Annotated in this window: 11 protein-coding genes; 5 read left to right on the top strand and 6 right to left on the bottom strand. The window is 39.8% G+C overall.

Translation table 11 applies throughout. The features are described from left to right. Window positions 1-113: 113 nt before the first annotated feature. A complete protein-coding gene (locus JOC77_RS15090) occupies window positions 114-980 on the top strand; it encodes a TetR/AcrR family transcriptional regulator (RefSeq protein WP_204544603.1) in 867 nt (288 codons plus the stop codon). A gap of 145 nt (window positions 981-1125) precedes the next feature. Here JOC77_RS15090 and JOC77_RS15095 read toward each other — a convergent pair whose 3' ends face one another. Together JOC77_RS15095 and putP are read right to left on the bottom strand one after the other, a co-directional pair. After that, on the bottom strand, window positions 1126-1794 hold the full coding sequence (locus JOC77_RS15095; protein WP_204544605.1) for a vWA domain-containing protein: 669 nt from the start codon (window positions 1792-1794) through the stop codon (window positions 1126-1128). 111 nt (window positions 1795-1905) lie between these two features. After that, window positions 1906-3366, bottom strand: coding sequence for a sodium/proline symporter PutP (gene putP / locus JOC77_RS15100; protein ID WP_204544607.1), 1461 nt, complete (start codon window positions 3364-3366; stop codon window positions 1906-1908). Between the two features lie 311 nt (window positions 3367-3677). Between putP and JOC77_RS15105 the strand changes: the two genes are divergently transcribed. Next, the gene (locus tag JOC77_RS15105; RefSeq protein ID WP_204544609.1) at window positions 3678-4979 is read left to right on the top strand and encodes an NCS2 family permease; all 1302 of its coding nucleotides are present in this window, start codon (window positions 3678-3680) and stop codon (window positions 4977-4979) included. A 226-nt stretch (window positions 4980-5205) separates the two neighbouring features. On the opposite strand, the gene JOC77_RS15110 is transcribed toward JOC77_RS15105, so the two are convergent. The 3 genes from JOC77_RS15110 to JOC77_RS15120 form a co-directional block, all read right to left on the bottom strand. Then, the gene (locus JOC77_RS15110; protein WP_204544611.1) at window positions 5206-5409 is read right to left on the bottom strand and encodes a YbdD/YjiX family protein; all 204 of its coding nucleotides are present in this window, start codon (window positions 5407-5409) and stop codon (window positions 5206-5208) included. Then, the gene (locus tag JOC77_RS15115; protein WP_204544613.1) at window positions 5399-7477 is read right to left on the bottom strand and encodes a carbon starvation CstA family protein; all 2079 of its coding nucleotides are present in this window, start codon (window positions 7475-7477) and stop codon (window positions 5399-5401) included. Before JOC77_RS15115 ends, JOC77_RS15110 begins: the two co-directional genes overlap by 11 nt. Before the next feature lie 1243 nt (window positions 7478-8720). Then, the gene (locus JOC77_RS15120) at window positions 8721-9500 is read right to left on the bottom strand and encodes an SDR family oxidoreductase (RefSeq protein WP_204544615.1); all 780 of its coding nucleotides are present in this window, start codon (window positions 9498-9500) and stop codon (window positions 8721-8723) included. A 190-nt stretch (window positions 9501-9690) separates the two neighbouring features. Here JOC77_RS15120 and JOC77_RS15125 point away from each other — a divergent pair, with 190 nt between their 5' ends. Genes JOC77_RS15125 through JOC77_RS15135 form a run of 3 tightly spaced genes read left to right on the top strand, consistent with a single transcriptional unit; the run spans window position 9691 to window position 13579 of the window. Further along, window positions 9691-11277 carry a spore germination protein gene (locus JOC77_RS15125; protein ID WP_204544617.1) on the top strand — a complete coding sequence of 529 codons (1587 nt, stop codon included), beginning with the start codon at window positions 9691-9693 and terminating at the stop codon, window positions 11275-11277. Next, window positions 11267-12442, top strand: a complete 1176-nt coding sequence (locus tag JOC77_RS15130; protein WP_204544620.1) for a Ger(x)C family spore germination protein — start codon at window positions 11267-11269, stop codon at window positions 12440-12442. Before JOC77_RS15125 ends, JOC77_RS15130 begins: the two co-directional genes overlap by 11 nt. Window positions 12443-12460: 18 nt before the next feature. Then, window positions 12461-13579 carry a GerAB/ArcD/ProY family transporter gene (locus JOC77_RS15135; RefSeq protein ID WP_204544622.1) on the top strand — a complete coding sequence of 373 codons (1119 nt, stop codon included), beginning with the start codon at window positions 12461-12463 and terminating at the stop codon, window positions 13577-13579. A gap of 67 nt (window positions 13580-13646) precedes the next feature. On the opposite strand, the gene JOC77_RS15140 is transcribed toward JOC77_RS15135, so the two are convergent. Further along, complete coding sequence (locus JOC77_RS15140; protein WP_204544624.1) at window positions 13647-13877, bottom strand: hypothetical protein; 231 nt, start codon at window positions 13875-13877, stop codon at window positions 13647-13649. Window positions 13878-14134: the final 257 nt, after the last annotated feature.

A 14134-nucleotide genomic window follows, 5' to 3' on the forward strand; every position in this document is an offset into this window, starting at 1 on the left:
ATCGGTCATAATATTAAATAATATAACTGACCGGTCATTCAACGTCAATACGACTGCAGTCTTATTCACAAAAAATTAATAATTTAATCACAGCATTTTAGGCGGTGTTAGCATTGAAAGAAAAAGAGAAACTCATCATGGATTCAGCCATTAAATTAATAGCGGCCAAAGGATTTGATGCCACCTCTATTCAAGAAATCGCAAACCATGCAGGAATTTCAAAAGGTGCATTTTATCTGTATTTTAAGTCTAAGGAAGCCTTGCTGCTTGCCATTTTTAAATATAATTATGAAAAGATCAAGGCTAAAATTGAACACTTAAAGGAACTGAACCTTCCTCCCAAAGATCTTTTTGTCGAGCATATCGTCTGCCAATATGAAGCCATTTTGAATCAAAAGGATTTTATCATTATGCAGACCCGTGAGCAGGCGGTTCCCTTCAATGAATCGATTGGGAAGTTTATTAAAAACATGAGAATAGAGGCTGCCGAAAATACCAGGTATACAATCTGTTCACTTTACGGCGATAAAATTGCTCCATTTCAATGGGATTTGACCATACTTGTGCAAGGAATGGTTTCTGCCTACCTTGAGCTGCTTATCTTTCAGAGTGCAAAACTGGATTTGTATGAATTGGCGCGGTATATTCTTAATAGAACAAATGATTTAGTAGAAGGACTTCTTAAACCAGGGGAAAAACCTATGTTTTCAACGAAAGAAGTGGAAGATTTCATCGCCTTCCCTCTAGCTCCGGATAAATTGGATAAATCTGTTCTGATAAATGCACTCAAATCAGCGAAAGAAGATTTTAAAGATTCAGAGGAGCACCTAGTTTCCCTCGATGTCATTGAATTGGAATTGTCTTCTGATACACCCAGAATACCTGTTATTAAAGGAATGCTTTCCAATATAAAAAAGGAAAAAGAACTTGACTCTCTCGTACGAAAAATCGCTGCTTTTTATAATTTAAAAGAGACTTGAAAAGATGCCCGCCCGATAATAGTACATCTGCCTTACTTTTATGCTGCAAGCTAAAAAAAACAAATAGACCTATCCATTGCGGCGGAATAGGTCTATTTGTTTTTTCTGTCTTCATGAGGAAGAGGCAAACGGTTCAACAAAAGAATTACGATAAAACACCTTTGGACTTTGCCTCTTTAAGCCAGGATGGAAATTCATTTAATAGCTGGTTATATAACTCTTCATCACTAACATTCTCCACATCTTTAATGTGAAAGAAATTTGCATTATCCAAATAGCGGCCTTCCATATGATCCAAATTCTCTAACACTTCAAAATTAGCATCTCCTATTCCGACAAACTGCCAGAATACCGGTTTATTTGATGATTCTACAACTGGTTTTTTTATCGTTTTTTTACACCCGCCATCGTTGATAAAAACGATAAAAGCTGGTTCATCACTTGGCGTTTCGATCGTATATTTCTGAATAACATCCTCCATCACCGGCGGCTCATCGTTCCTGCCAAATTTATGTATGAGCGAATTAGAGAGGATGACATCTTCCACATAGTTGAAAAAATCTATTTCTGTAACAGGCTTTAATCGGGAATATTCATTATCATATACCCAGACATCAAGGGCTCCGTCGTCATCAAATTGGCTTGCGACCGCAAGAATTTTTTCAACTACCTTCTGAACCGTCCCATTTTTATAGAGCTTCCTCATAGATCCAGATATATCAAGTACAAGGCCGACGCGTGCTGTTACTCCGGTCAGTTTTTTCTTCTCTAACGTAATTTGTACATTCCTCTTTAGCAAACTGATACTGCTCATTTTCATCACCCCTCTTTTATTACTTATTTTATCATGTATACCTTTCGGCATGTTTATATTAAGTATTTTTAAAAACGGCTGCCAGAGTGTTCTCAGGCAGCCGTTTTTTATTTACAGTTTTCTTACTGCTTCATCAAATTCTGATTCTATCTCTTTTGATGGCTTAGCTGTTAGAATGCTGACAATAATAATCGCTATAGCGCAAGCGATAAAGCCCGGAATAATTTCATAAACTTGATCGAACGCTTTGATCTGTTCCCAGATAATAACCGTTAAGGTACCGATAATCATTCCAGCAAGCGCGCCCCACTTTGTCATGCGCTTCCAATATAAACTCAGGAGGATAACAGGACCAAATGCCGCTCCAAAGCCGGCCCATGCATAACCAACCAAATTTAACAGTGTCTCGCTTGGATTAAAGGCAAGTGCCAATGCAATCAGGGCAATACCCAGTACTGCCAGCCTTCCTACTAATACAAGCTCACGGTCTGAAGCATTTTTCCGAATGAACGCTTTATAAAAGTCTTCTGTAAGTGCACTTGAAGTTACGAGAAGCTGAGATGAGATTGTACTCATGACTGCCGCCAGAATAGCCGCCAGCAAGAAGCCTGTAATCAGCGATGGAAACAGCTGATCAGATATGACGATAAAGACCGTTTCAGGATTTTTAAGAGTCTGGCCGTTTATATGGAAATACGCAATTCCAATAAGACCTGTTATCATTGCTCCTACAATGGAAAAAATCATCCAGCTCATACCGATTCGTCTAGCACTTTTCATTTCTTTTACCGAAGAAATGGCCATAAAGCGCACGATAATATGCGGCTGGCCAAAATAACCGAGTCCCCAGGCCAGCAGTGAAATAATACCAACAGGAGTGGCCCCTTTGAGAACGGAAAGCAAAGTAGGGTCAATACTATGAATCTCGCTAAACGTTCTATCAATTCCACCAATATTCACAATCGTTACAATTGGCACTAACACTAAAGCTATGACCATAATTGCTCCTTGCACAAAATCAGTCCAGCTGACTGCAAGAAAGCCTCCGAATAGTGTATAACATACAACAACTCCGGCTGTTACCCAGATCCCGATAGTATAGTCCATATTAAAGGCAGTTTTAAACAGCTCTCCCCCGGCTACCATTCCGGAAGAGGTATAAAACGTGAAAAAAACTAAAATAACAAGTGCGGAAACAATTCGTAACACACGTGATCCATCTTTGAAACGATTCTCCAGAAAATCTGGGATGGTGATAGAATCATTTGCAACCTCTGTGTAAGTCCTTAGACGAGGTGCTACATACAGCCAATTTAAATAAGCTCCTGCAGTTAATCCAACAACAATCCATCCGCTGCTGATACCGTTTACAAACATTGCACCAGGCAGCCCCATTAAAAGCCATCCGCTCATATCGGAAGCGCCGGCACTAAGAGCCGTTACAGCTGGCCCCAAATCTCTTCCTCCGAGCATATAGTCCGTTAAATTGGCAGTCCGCTTATAGGCGAAGTATCCAATTAGAAGCATGCCGACCATATAAATCCCGATGGATGTTAATACCCCATAATCCATAAAAACCCCCCTAGCTGTTATTCTAAAATTCTATTTTAGAATATTAAACTTTCTACAAAGTTTGAAAATTCAATATCCGTTCTTAGAATACCAAGAATAAATAGTTTTGTTAAACAATATAATATTGGAAAAGATTATATATATATAATATGCTGGCTGTTTAATCTCCCGGATAGGCTACCAAAGGCTAATGTAACAAGGCATGCTATATCTTCGAAACGATTGGTTGAAATAACATCCATCAACTGTTATTCTATATAATTGGGTTATTCTAGCAAGATAGCCAACTCAACTATGAGGAGAATTCATTTATGTTTGATTTACAAAAACAGCAAACTTCAGTTAGAACCGAATTTACAGCCGGTCTGACAACATTTTTCACAATGGCTTACATAATCGTCGTAAACCCTCTTATTTTATCCGATGTTGGAGTACCATTTGAGCAAGGATTTACTGCTACCATTATTGCCACTGTCATTGGGACTCTTTTTATGGCACTAGCAGCCAATTATCCTATAGCGGTTGCACCTGCCATGGGAACCAACGTTTATTTTGCTTACACTGTAATCCAGGCAAACAACGGCGTAGGTTATCATGAGGCTTTTTCAGCTTTATTTATCACAGGAATTTTGTTCTTAATCCTTTCCTTTACAAAACTTAGGAGCTTGCTCATTGAAGTGATTCCTGAAAATCTAAAGCACGCCATCACATCAGGCATTGGGCTTTTTATTGCTTTTATTGGGCTCCGTTTGACCGGAATAATTAAAGCTCACCCTTCAAATCTTGTAGGACTCGGTGATTTGCACTCTCCCGAAGTTGTACTGGCTTTAATTGGACTAGCCATTACTCTAGTGCTTATCACCATGAAAGTTCCCGGTGCGCTGTTCATAGGAATCGTTATTACCGGAATAATCGCGAGTCTTACAGGGCAGCTTTCATTCAGCAAAGGCATCGTCTCCCTCCCTTCTCTTCCAGAAGGACTTATCGTCATAAATCCAGTCAGTGCCATGAGAGATGTTATAGAATACAGCCTCTACCCGGCCATCTTTTCAATAATTCTTGTTACGATCTTTGATACAACTGGTACGGTTCTAGGGGTAAGCAAACAGGCTGGATTAATGAAAGGAAATAAGCTTCCCAGGGCAGGAAGAACACTGATTGCCGATTCTGTGGGAACTCTATTTGGATCAATGTTTGGAACTACACCGACATCAGCATACATCGAATCAGCATCCGGTGTTGCAGCAGGAGGACGCACAGGACTGACCACCGTATTTGTAGCCGTTCTTTTTGCAATAGCTGCTTTCTTCGGTCCTTTAATTAGTGCTGTATCCGGAATAGCCGCTTTAACTGCACCTGCACTTGTAATCGTAGGTGCCCTAATGTTAAGCAATGTAAGACATATTCAATGGGATGATTTTGATGAAGCTTTTCCAGCCTTCATCGTTATATTAACCATGCCGTTGACGTCAAGCATAGCCACCGGAATCGCTTTCGGCTTTATCTCTTATCCTCTTATGAAAATTGCAAAAGGAAAATGGAAAAACGTACATCCTCTGGTGTATATTTTCGCTGTATTGTTTATCATACAGCTGCTTTATTTTCCTCATTAACTGTTCGTATAATTATTTAGAGACTTACTTGATAAAGGATATCGCTTTGAAATTCGAGCGGTATCCTTTTTTTATGAGGAAGCCCGTGTTGATAGAAATGCTGCCGGCATGTTAATAGGTTAGCTGCGGGTAGATAGACTTGAAGGCTTCTGAGCGGAGACAAAAAAAGCTGTTTTAGGACTGATTCCCAAAACAGCTTTTTAAAATCACTTATGAAATTGGGCTGCTAGCAGCACCTGGAAACCTTTCCGCCCTTTGCGTTATATCTAGCTTCCTGGGCCTCACGGAAAAATTCCTTTCTTGACTGAATCTTTTGATCAGGATGATTTGAGTTCATATGCTCTACATATGTTTCATAGCTGGGAACGCCAACAAGCAGACTTATAAATTGTTTTCGGTAGTTAAAAACTTTGGTTAATTTAGCCAGCATATTGTTTATTGCCTCCCTGATCCCTTGGGACATATGGCGCTTCGTGAAGCGTAACATTCTTATTTGTAAGAACTTTAATCCAAAGTCTTACAGCTGAGATTAATACGGCAATTACCACAAACATGAAGACCGCACATAATCCTGCATCCACATAATCATTCATAATAACCTGTTTCATTTGTTCTTTGCTTGCAGCAGGTGCAAGAATTTCCCCCTCATCCAAAGCATTACTGAATACTTTCCCATGCGCCAAAAATCCAATTTTAGGATTTTCATGGAAAAGCTTCTGCCATCCAGCAGTCATGGTAACAATCAGCAGCCAAGTGGTCGGAATCAGAGTAATCCAGACATACGCTTTCTTACCCATTTTAAATAGAATAGTAGTACCTAGAAGCAGCGCAATACCAGCCAGCATTTGGTTTGCGATTCCAAACAGAGGCCATAATGTATTGATTCCTCCGAGCGGATCTATTACTCCCTGGTAAAGGAAGTAGCCCCAGCCAAGAACACATAAAGTTGTAGCAATAATGTTTGCTACTAAGGAATCTGTTTTGGCGAGCGGCTTATAAGCATGCCCAAGAATATCCTGAATCATAAAGCGCCCAACCCGGGTTCCCGCATCAATGGTCGTTAAGATAAATAATGCCTCAAATAGGATGGCAAAATGGTACCAGAATGCCATTAGCGCCTTTCCTCCAATCACATTTGAGAACAAATAAGCCATACCGATTGCCAAAGTCGGAGCGCCGCCGGTTCTTGAAATAATACTTTCTTCTCCCACATCATCAGCGAGCGAGGTTAAATCATTGGGAGTAATGGTAAAGCCCCAATCGGTTACTGTCTTAGCCGCTGCTGCTGCATCTACGCCAATTGCTGCAGGCGGGCTATTGATTGCAAAATAAATGCCAGGTGTTAGGACACAAGCAGCAATCATGGCCATAACCGCTACAAATGATTCTGTTAACATAGCACCATACCCAATGGGACGGGCGTGAGATTCGCGCTCAATCATTTTTGGAGTAGTACCGGACGAAACAAGGGCATGGAATCCGGAAACTGCACCACATGCAATGGTTATAAATAAGAACGGGAACATATTCCCGGCAAATACCGGCCCTGTTCCATCAATGAACTTAGTAACTGCAGGCATCTGTAAATCCGGTGCTACGATTAAGATCCCAAGGGCCAATCCAACAATCGTTCCTATTTTTAAGAATGTGCTTAAGTAATCCCTCGGTGCCAAGAGCAGCCAGACCGGAAGTACTGAAGCAATAAAGCCATAGCCAATCATCATGATAGCGATTGTTTCGCCTTTGAAGGTAAACATGGCAGCAAGCGTTTCATGCTCTGCTACATACTGCCCGCCGTATAGCGAAAGCAGCAGCAGCACGATTCCAATAACGGATCCTTCGCCGACTCTGCCCGGGCGGATATAGCGCATATAGATGCCCATAAATATAGCGATAGGTATCGTAGCCGCAATAGTAAACATCCCCCAAGGACTTCCTATAAGCGCTTTTACAACTACCAGAGCTAAAACAGCTAATAAAATAATCATAATTCCCAAAATACCGATCATAGAGATAAAACCTGTGACCGGACCAATTTCTTCTTTAATCATTTCGCCAAGAGATTTTCCTTTTCTTCTCATACTGCCGAATAATATAACGAAATCTTGTACAGCACCGGCCAGAACTACACCGGCTACGATCCAGATTGTTCCCGGCAGATACCCCATCTGGGCTGCCAGAATTGGACCAACAAGAGGACCTGCGCCAGCTATGGCAGCGAAATGATGTCCAAACAGAACCCACTTATTAGTAGGTACATAATCTTTTCCATCATTATGGAGCTCTGAAGGAGTTTTACGGTTATCATCCAGCTCAAATACTTTATTTGCTATGTATCTGCTGTAAAAACGGTATGCTACAGCATAGGTGCTCACAGCCGCTACGAGCAGCCATATAGCGTTAATAGATTCTCCCCTATTAAGAGCAAGAACCCCGAATCCCACTGCACCCAGGGCAGAAATGATTCCCCAGATCACTATCGATTTAACCGCTTTCAAAAAAATCCCTCCCAATTAGTGGTTACTCTACTATTATACAAATTATTCAGAATTTTTAAATTAGTATTTTAATAAAATAGAAAAAATTTTGTCTTTATTTAGCAGAAAGGCGGGAATAACTCCGATTTATCATAGAAAAACGGACTGCTTCGATAGAAAAATAGCGAGGCCCTGGACAGAAAATCAGTATATGATTGTTATACAGAACTTATATTCTGCTTAGTAAATAAGGGATTTTTGAAGGCTGTTACGCATTTATTTATAATGATTTAAGAATGACGATTCCCTGTATTGTTCTGTTTAAAATTGGGGTTATAAATATTTGGGGCTTTCTAAGAAACACATATATTCATATTTCGGCTGAAACACGGCTATGAAAAACTTTACTACCTTTATATTCAAGGCCTGCAATTTTTCTATATATAGTTCCTTTTTTTAAAAGCAATATATAAAGGAGACTATTCACAACTGATGGGACTAAATTCGTTCAGCCTGCCATAATCCCTACTATAAAAATAGACAGCTCGTTTTCTTTTTATTCTTATATTTTTACGGTTTATGATTATGCTTCGGAAGTTTATGTTTTAGCTTTTACGCTTTATGATTGTCTCATAAGAGTTATGCTGATGTTTCAAAGCATTATGCTTAGCCTCTGAAAGTCTTGCCGAATTTTCGATGCCCATGCTAATATTCTGGGAGTTATGCTGGCTTTTCGATACGTACTCTTATCCTTTACTGATAACTTCTTATTAAGATCTGCTAATGTTTGAATGCCTCGGAACTAATGATTGTCTTCTGGAAGTAATGCTGACATTTCAAAACTTATGCTTCTTTATAGATGCTAGAAACTTCCGAGATGCTGCTAATGTTTCAGAACCACTTTTGCTATCTTCATGTTCTGCAATCTCAGCCTAAAGGTTCTAAACTTCACACCTTAACAGAACTTGAACCTGCTTCCGGTCATTTTACTTGCAGTATGTTATCACCTTGTTTTTAAGAGGTTCCGAATCTAAAGTGAAGCTTTTACTTGCTCGCATGCAGTTCCTGCTTTCTGAAGAATTCGAAACCTTCCTCCGAATTCCTCGGATACTCTTCTTTTCCATCACACTTAATCTTCTAGCAAAGCTCTGAATGTTAAGGCTGTCGGCGATTAGCAGCCTAAGCCGCTAAGCTCCCATGAATGTTATCTCACCATCTGTTTTATGCTTGCCATAAAAAAACTGGCCGCAGCCAGTCTGAATTTTTATAGCAGTGATTCTGCTCCATCAATATAGATTTCTGTACCCGTAATATGTGAGGATTGTTCACTTGCGAGAAAGTATACTAAATCTGCAACCTGCTCGGGTTTTCCTGGTGCATTTTCGAGCGGCTGATTACCTTCAGGATATTCAATAGGAATTTTCACTTCTTTTACATCGTCTTCTGTAAACGTATTTTGGTCTATATTTGTGGCGATCGCTCCAGGGCAGATTGCGTTGACCCTGATTTTATATCTAGCAAGCTCTAAAGCAGCCATTTTCATAAATGCAGTCTGTCCCGCTTTAGAGGTGCTGTAGGCAGACATGCCAATGTTTTTAAATGTTCGGTTTCCATTAATAGAGCTGGTAATAATTATACTGCCGCCGGTTTGTTTCATATGAGGGATTGTGTACTTTACAAATAAAAAGGTGCTTCTTAAATTAGTCGTTATCGTCCTGTCCCATTCATCTGGATCCATTTCCTCTATCGATGTTACTGTTCCATTAATACCGGCATTGGCAAATAGAACATCAACTCTTCCCCATTTTTGATGAACCTTGCTGATTGCTTCCCTCACTCTTGCAGGATCTGAAACATCCACATCTAACACAAAGGCATCTCCGCCAGCTCTGTCAATTTCCTCTTTAACCTGTGCAGCTTTATCCTCTTTTATATCAATAAGACATACCTGATAGCCTTCTTTTGCAAGCTTTATGGCTGTTGCAGCACCGATACCGGATCCTCCTCCGGTTACCACGGCTGTTTTATTCTGATTGTTTGACATGCCTTGCCCTCCCTTGAAACATTTATACATATATTATCCCTAACCAAAAAATTACAAACCTGTTTTTCATGGGATGTCTCACTTTTCCCAACCAGTGCGTTCCCTTCTTTTCCCAACCTTTTATACATAAAAAGGGACTGATGGAAAAATACTAATAGCTAGAAATTCACTCGGTAAGGGGGACAGCGATTTGCCAAGCTTTTTTAAAAATAAAAAAACGAAGACTCAGACTACAATAGATTCATCCTCCAGTAAGCCGAGTAACGGAAAGCAGGACGAAACAACTCTTACATTTGAAATAGACAAGAATGTCCAATTAATAAAAGACTGCATGGGCAATCCCCCGGATCTAAATGTAAGAAAAATAATCATTGATGCTTCAAGCGATTTCTCTATTGCTATGATTCGAATGGACGGCATGTCTGACAAAAAAGAAGTAGATTTCAGCGTTATTGAACCCCTATCCAAACTGAATTTTCAAGAGCTTCGGGAACAGCTGGACAATCCAAATTCAGCAGAAGTTCTTGGAAGGTTGATAGCTGTAAATAAACTAGAAAAAATGAACAACTTGGAAAAGGTGGTTAAGTCAATTTTGCAGGGAAATACCGCCATTTTGTTTAGTCATACTCAGCAAATTTTCCTTGCAAGCACAAGGTTGATTGATAAGAGGGGATTGTCTGAGCCCACATCCCAGACTGTCATTCGGGGACCAAAAGACAGCTTCACTGAAGATTTAAGAACGAATACTTCGCTTGTGCGAGCACGGATTACAAATCCTAAACTAAGAATCGAAACCTTAAATGCTGGTGAGATAACCCATACTAACATTGAACTCATGTACCTAAAAGGAATTGCTAATGATTCCATTTTACAAGAGGTTCGAAGCCGTATAAAAAAAATAAAAATCGATGCAATTCTGGAATCAAGCTATATTGAAGAATTTATACAGGACAGTAAAAACAGTATATTCCCTACTCTAATAAGCACCGAAAGGCCGGATGTGGTTGTTGCTAATCTCTTAGAAGGGAGATTTGCAATATTCGTTTATGGAACTCCTTATGTCTTAATTGGTCCTGCGACTTTTATTCAATTTTTCCAGTCACCTGAAGATTACTATCAGAATTACTATATGGGTTCTTTCATAAGGATTCTGCGTTTTGTCGCATTCTTTATCGCTTTATATATTCCCGGATTATATGTAGCGATTATGACTCATCACCATGCCTTAATTCCGACTACTCTATTAATTACCCTTGCCGGCCAGAGGGAAGGGGTGCCTTTTCCCATTGTAGTGGAAGCCCTTATTATGGAGCTGGTGTTTGAGGTCTTGAGGGAGGCAGGAGTACGGATGCCAAGAGCTGTCGGCCAGACAGTGTCCATAGTCGGGGCTTTAATATTAGGGCAGGCTGCAGTAGAAGCAGGATTTGTTTCGGCTTCTACCGTTATTGTTGTTTCATTAACTGCTATCGCTAACTTTACGATGCCGTTTTTCAACGTCGCAATTGCTGCCAGGATCTTGAGATTTTTTTTGCTGCTGCTTGGTTCTTTTATTGGAATGTATGGAATATTGCTGGGAACATTTATGATTCTAGCTCATCTATGTTCTCTCCGCAGTTTTGGACTTCCATACTTTGACCCTATCACTCCTTTTAAACTGCTGGAGCAAAAGGACGTGTTTATCCGCCTTCCTCTTCCAAAACAGAGGACAAGACCACAACCTGCTCGGCCTGAACAGAAATTTCGTGTAAAAAGGGGCGGCAGTCAGAATGAAACGTAAATGTTTAGTAATACTGGTCCTTTTTATGTTCACCCATTTCCTTGGCGGCTGCTCTAATTATAGAGAGCTAAGAGATGCTGTCTTCATTGCCGGCTTAGGAATTGACTGGATAAAAGAAAAGAAAAGATATGAAATCACTTTTCAGGCCTTCTCACCAACTTCCACAGCCGGGACCGGTTCTGCAGGGGCAGGTTCTACAGGAAGCGTTCTATATACGGCGGAGGGCCGGACAATAAGTGAGGCTGCCCGCCAGGCATCCAAAAAGTTCTCTAGAATGCCGGATTATTCGCATGTCAGGATCGTTGTTATAGGAGATGATTTAGCAAAAGCTGAAAGTTTAAATTATATTTTTGATGTATTTGAAAGGGATGCAAATATCCGCGCAAACATCCCTGCTTTAATTGCCCGCGGGACATCCGCAAAAGAAGTGCTTTCTGTGATTCCAGCAACAGAACATCCGGTTCAATCGATTAATGGAAAGGTAAGAAATTCTTCCAAAATGCTAGGGGAAAATGAAGCAACGGAAATTTATCAAATCATAAATCAGCTCACCAGCACAGGCACAGAACCGACTATCGGAGGGATTTCTGTTATAACCTCAGAAAACCCAACTCAGCCGCCTGGCACGAAAGAAACAAAACTGCGCGGCATGGGAATTATAAAGGAAGGCAAACTAGTGGGCTGGCTGGACGGAACAAAATCAAAGTCTATCTTATTTCTAAATAACCAGATGAGACAAACGAATGAAAGCATCAACTGTGGCGGTCACAGGTATACTTCTGTTCGTATTACTAGTTCCAAGAGTAAAATTAAAGTTCATATGAACACAGGAAAACCGGAGATCACCATACACGTGGATGCATTAGGAATAGTAGACGAGATGTTATGCAACAGAAAAATCATGGAATACGATGTTTTGCATGAATATGAAAAGAAAACAGCAGGAAATATCGCTAAACATATCCAAGATGGAATTAATGAAGCAAAAAAGCAAAAGAGTGATATTTTCGGCTTCGGAGACATTTTACATAGGCAGCATCCAGAGGAATGGAAAAAATATGAAAGCCGCTGGCATGATGTTTTTGCAAAATCAAAGGTAAGCATTCATGTTAATTTCATTTTACACGGAACCAGTATGAGGGTCGAACCTTATCCTTACAAATAAGAAAGTAACGGTGAAAAGATGAAATCGAAAATCAAAATTGGCGGTTTACAATTCTTTTGTCTGATATTTCTTTTTGAATTAGGTAGTGCAGTTCTTTTTGGCATGGCAAAGGAAGCCAAACAGGATGCATGGATTCCGATCTTACTTGGTATTGCAGGCGGATGCATCCTATTCTCGGTTTATCTTGGCCTCCACAAGAGATATCCTGATCTACCCCTGACCTCCTACTCTCAGCAAATATTAGGAAAGTATCTAGGATGGGTTATAGGCTTCGGGTATGTCGTTTATTTCAGTTATCTAGCCGCGAGAGTGCTGCGCGACTTTGAGGAACTGCTTGTAATTTCCCAATACCATAACACGTCACTCCTAACCCTCGGACTTTATATGATCGCTTCCATTATTTATGTAATGTTTAAAGGGTTTGAGGTGTTTTCGAGGTTAAGCCAAATATGTTTATTTCTGTTCCTGTTTACGGCCCTGCCAATTTTATTATTAGAAGTCTCTGCTCAATTACTGCAGCCGGAAAATCTTCTGCCTTTGCTTGAAAATGGATGGTCTCCTGTTATTAAAGCGCTCTTTCCATCTACCATTTCTGTGCCGTTTGGCGAAATGGTTGCTTTTACGATGCTGCTCCCCTTGGTAAAAGACTATAAAACAGCTAAAAGGTTCGGGTACTTAGGAATTATAGTCAGCGGATTATATTTAACCTTTAGAACATTGATGAATATTGCTGCCATAGGAACGGATGCAAGAATGAGGTCTACATTTCCCGTTTTGACGGAGATCGGTTTAGTTGAAATAGGTGATTTTATCCAGCGGCTGGACTCCTTGATCCTGATTATCCTGGTCATATTGGGCTTTGTAAAAATATTTATCTTTTTTTATTGTGCAGTGTTAGGATTAGGAGATTTATTTAAATTAAAGAAACCTGACAAAATGATTTACCCGCTTGGAATACTCATTATATTTACTTCTGTATTCATAGCTCCAAACTTTAATACTCATCTGGAAATAGGATTTAAAATTGTACCTATTTATCTCCACTTGCCATTCCAAATGGCCATACCAATAATCTTATTACTGGTCGCTCTTATTAAAAGTAAGATCAAAAAAAGCAGAACAAAACAGCCAAATTGACTGTATTAGTTCTGCTTTTCCTGCTTCCTGCTTTTTATTTCATAAATAATCCAAGCTGAAATCAGTGCTATAATCGAAAGAAAATCCTCTTTTCCTGCTTCCTGCTTTTTATTTCATAAATAATCCAAGCTGAAATCAGTGCTATAATCGAAAGAAAATCCTCTTTTCTTAAATTAAAAAAGTAATTAGTTATAAAAAACCAAGTCGAATCTAAAGTCAGTCCAGCCTTTTGATTCTTCCAAATAATTAATACCGCAAAAGAAATCATCAGCATACCCATAGCTAACACTCTTTTCAAAACCCGCTCCCCTTTCTTTTCTCTTATTATGTGTACAGAAGTAACCTTTATGTGGGGACTGTCCCTATTTCCCGGATTATTTCCGAGACACCATAAGGCCGAACCGAACTACAGAGGATTTTCACATTTCTTTGTTACACATAAAAAAGGGCTGTCCACTTATGAACTATAACCCGATTAATGGACACTAAATTAAAAGTGCCCCTTAATCGGGTTTTTCTATGTCATCAGGAAGAAAACCCGTTTATAATAAAAGA

Origin of the sequence: Peribacillus deserti (assembly GCF_016909175.1) — a bacterium.
Lineage (GTDB): Bacteria > Bacillota > Bacilli > Bacillales > DSM-1321 > Paraperibacillus > Paraperibacillus deserti.

Excerpts from the sequence above, each read along its gene's own strand:
- JOC77_RS15095 (WP_204544605.1), bottom strand. The coding sequence starts at position 1,794 with ATGAGCAGTATCAGTTTGCTAAAGAGGAATGTACAAATTACGTTAGAG.
- putP (WP_204544607.1), bottom strand. The coding sequence starts at position 3,366 with ATGGATTATGGGGTATTAACATCCATCGGGATTTATATGGTCGGCATG.
- JOC77_RS15105 (WP_204544609.1), top strand. The coding sequence starts at position 3,678 with ATGTTTGATTTACAAAAACAGCAAACTTCAGTTAGAACCGAATTTACA.
- JOC77_RS15110 (WP_204544611.1), bottom strand. The coding sequence starts at position 5,409 with ATGCTGGCTAAATTAACCAAAGTTTTTAACTACCGAAAACAATTTATA.
- JOC77_RS15120 (WP_204544615.1), bottom strand. The coding sequence starts at position 9,500 with ATGTCAAACAATCAGAATAAAACAGCCGTGGTAACCGGAGGAGGATCC.
- JOC77_RS15130 (WP_204544620.1), top strand. The coding sequence starts at position 11,267 with ATGAAACGTAAATGTTTAGTAATACTGGTCCTTTTTATGTTCACCCAT.
- JOC77_RS15135 (WP_204544622.1), top strand. The coding sequence starts at position 12,461 with ATGAAATCGAAAATCAAAATTGGCGGTTTACAATTCTTTTGTCTGATA.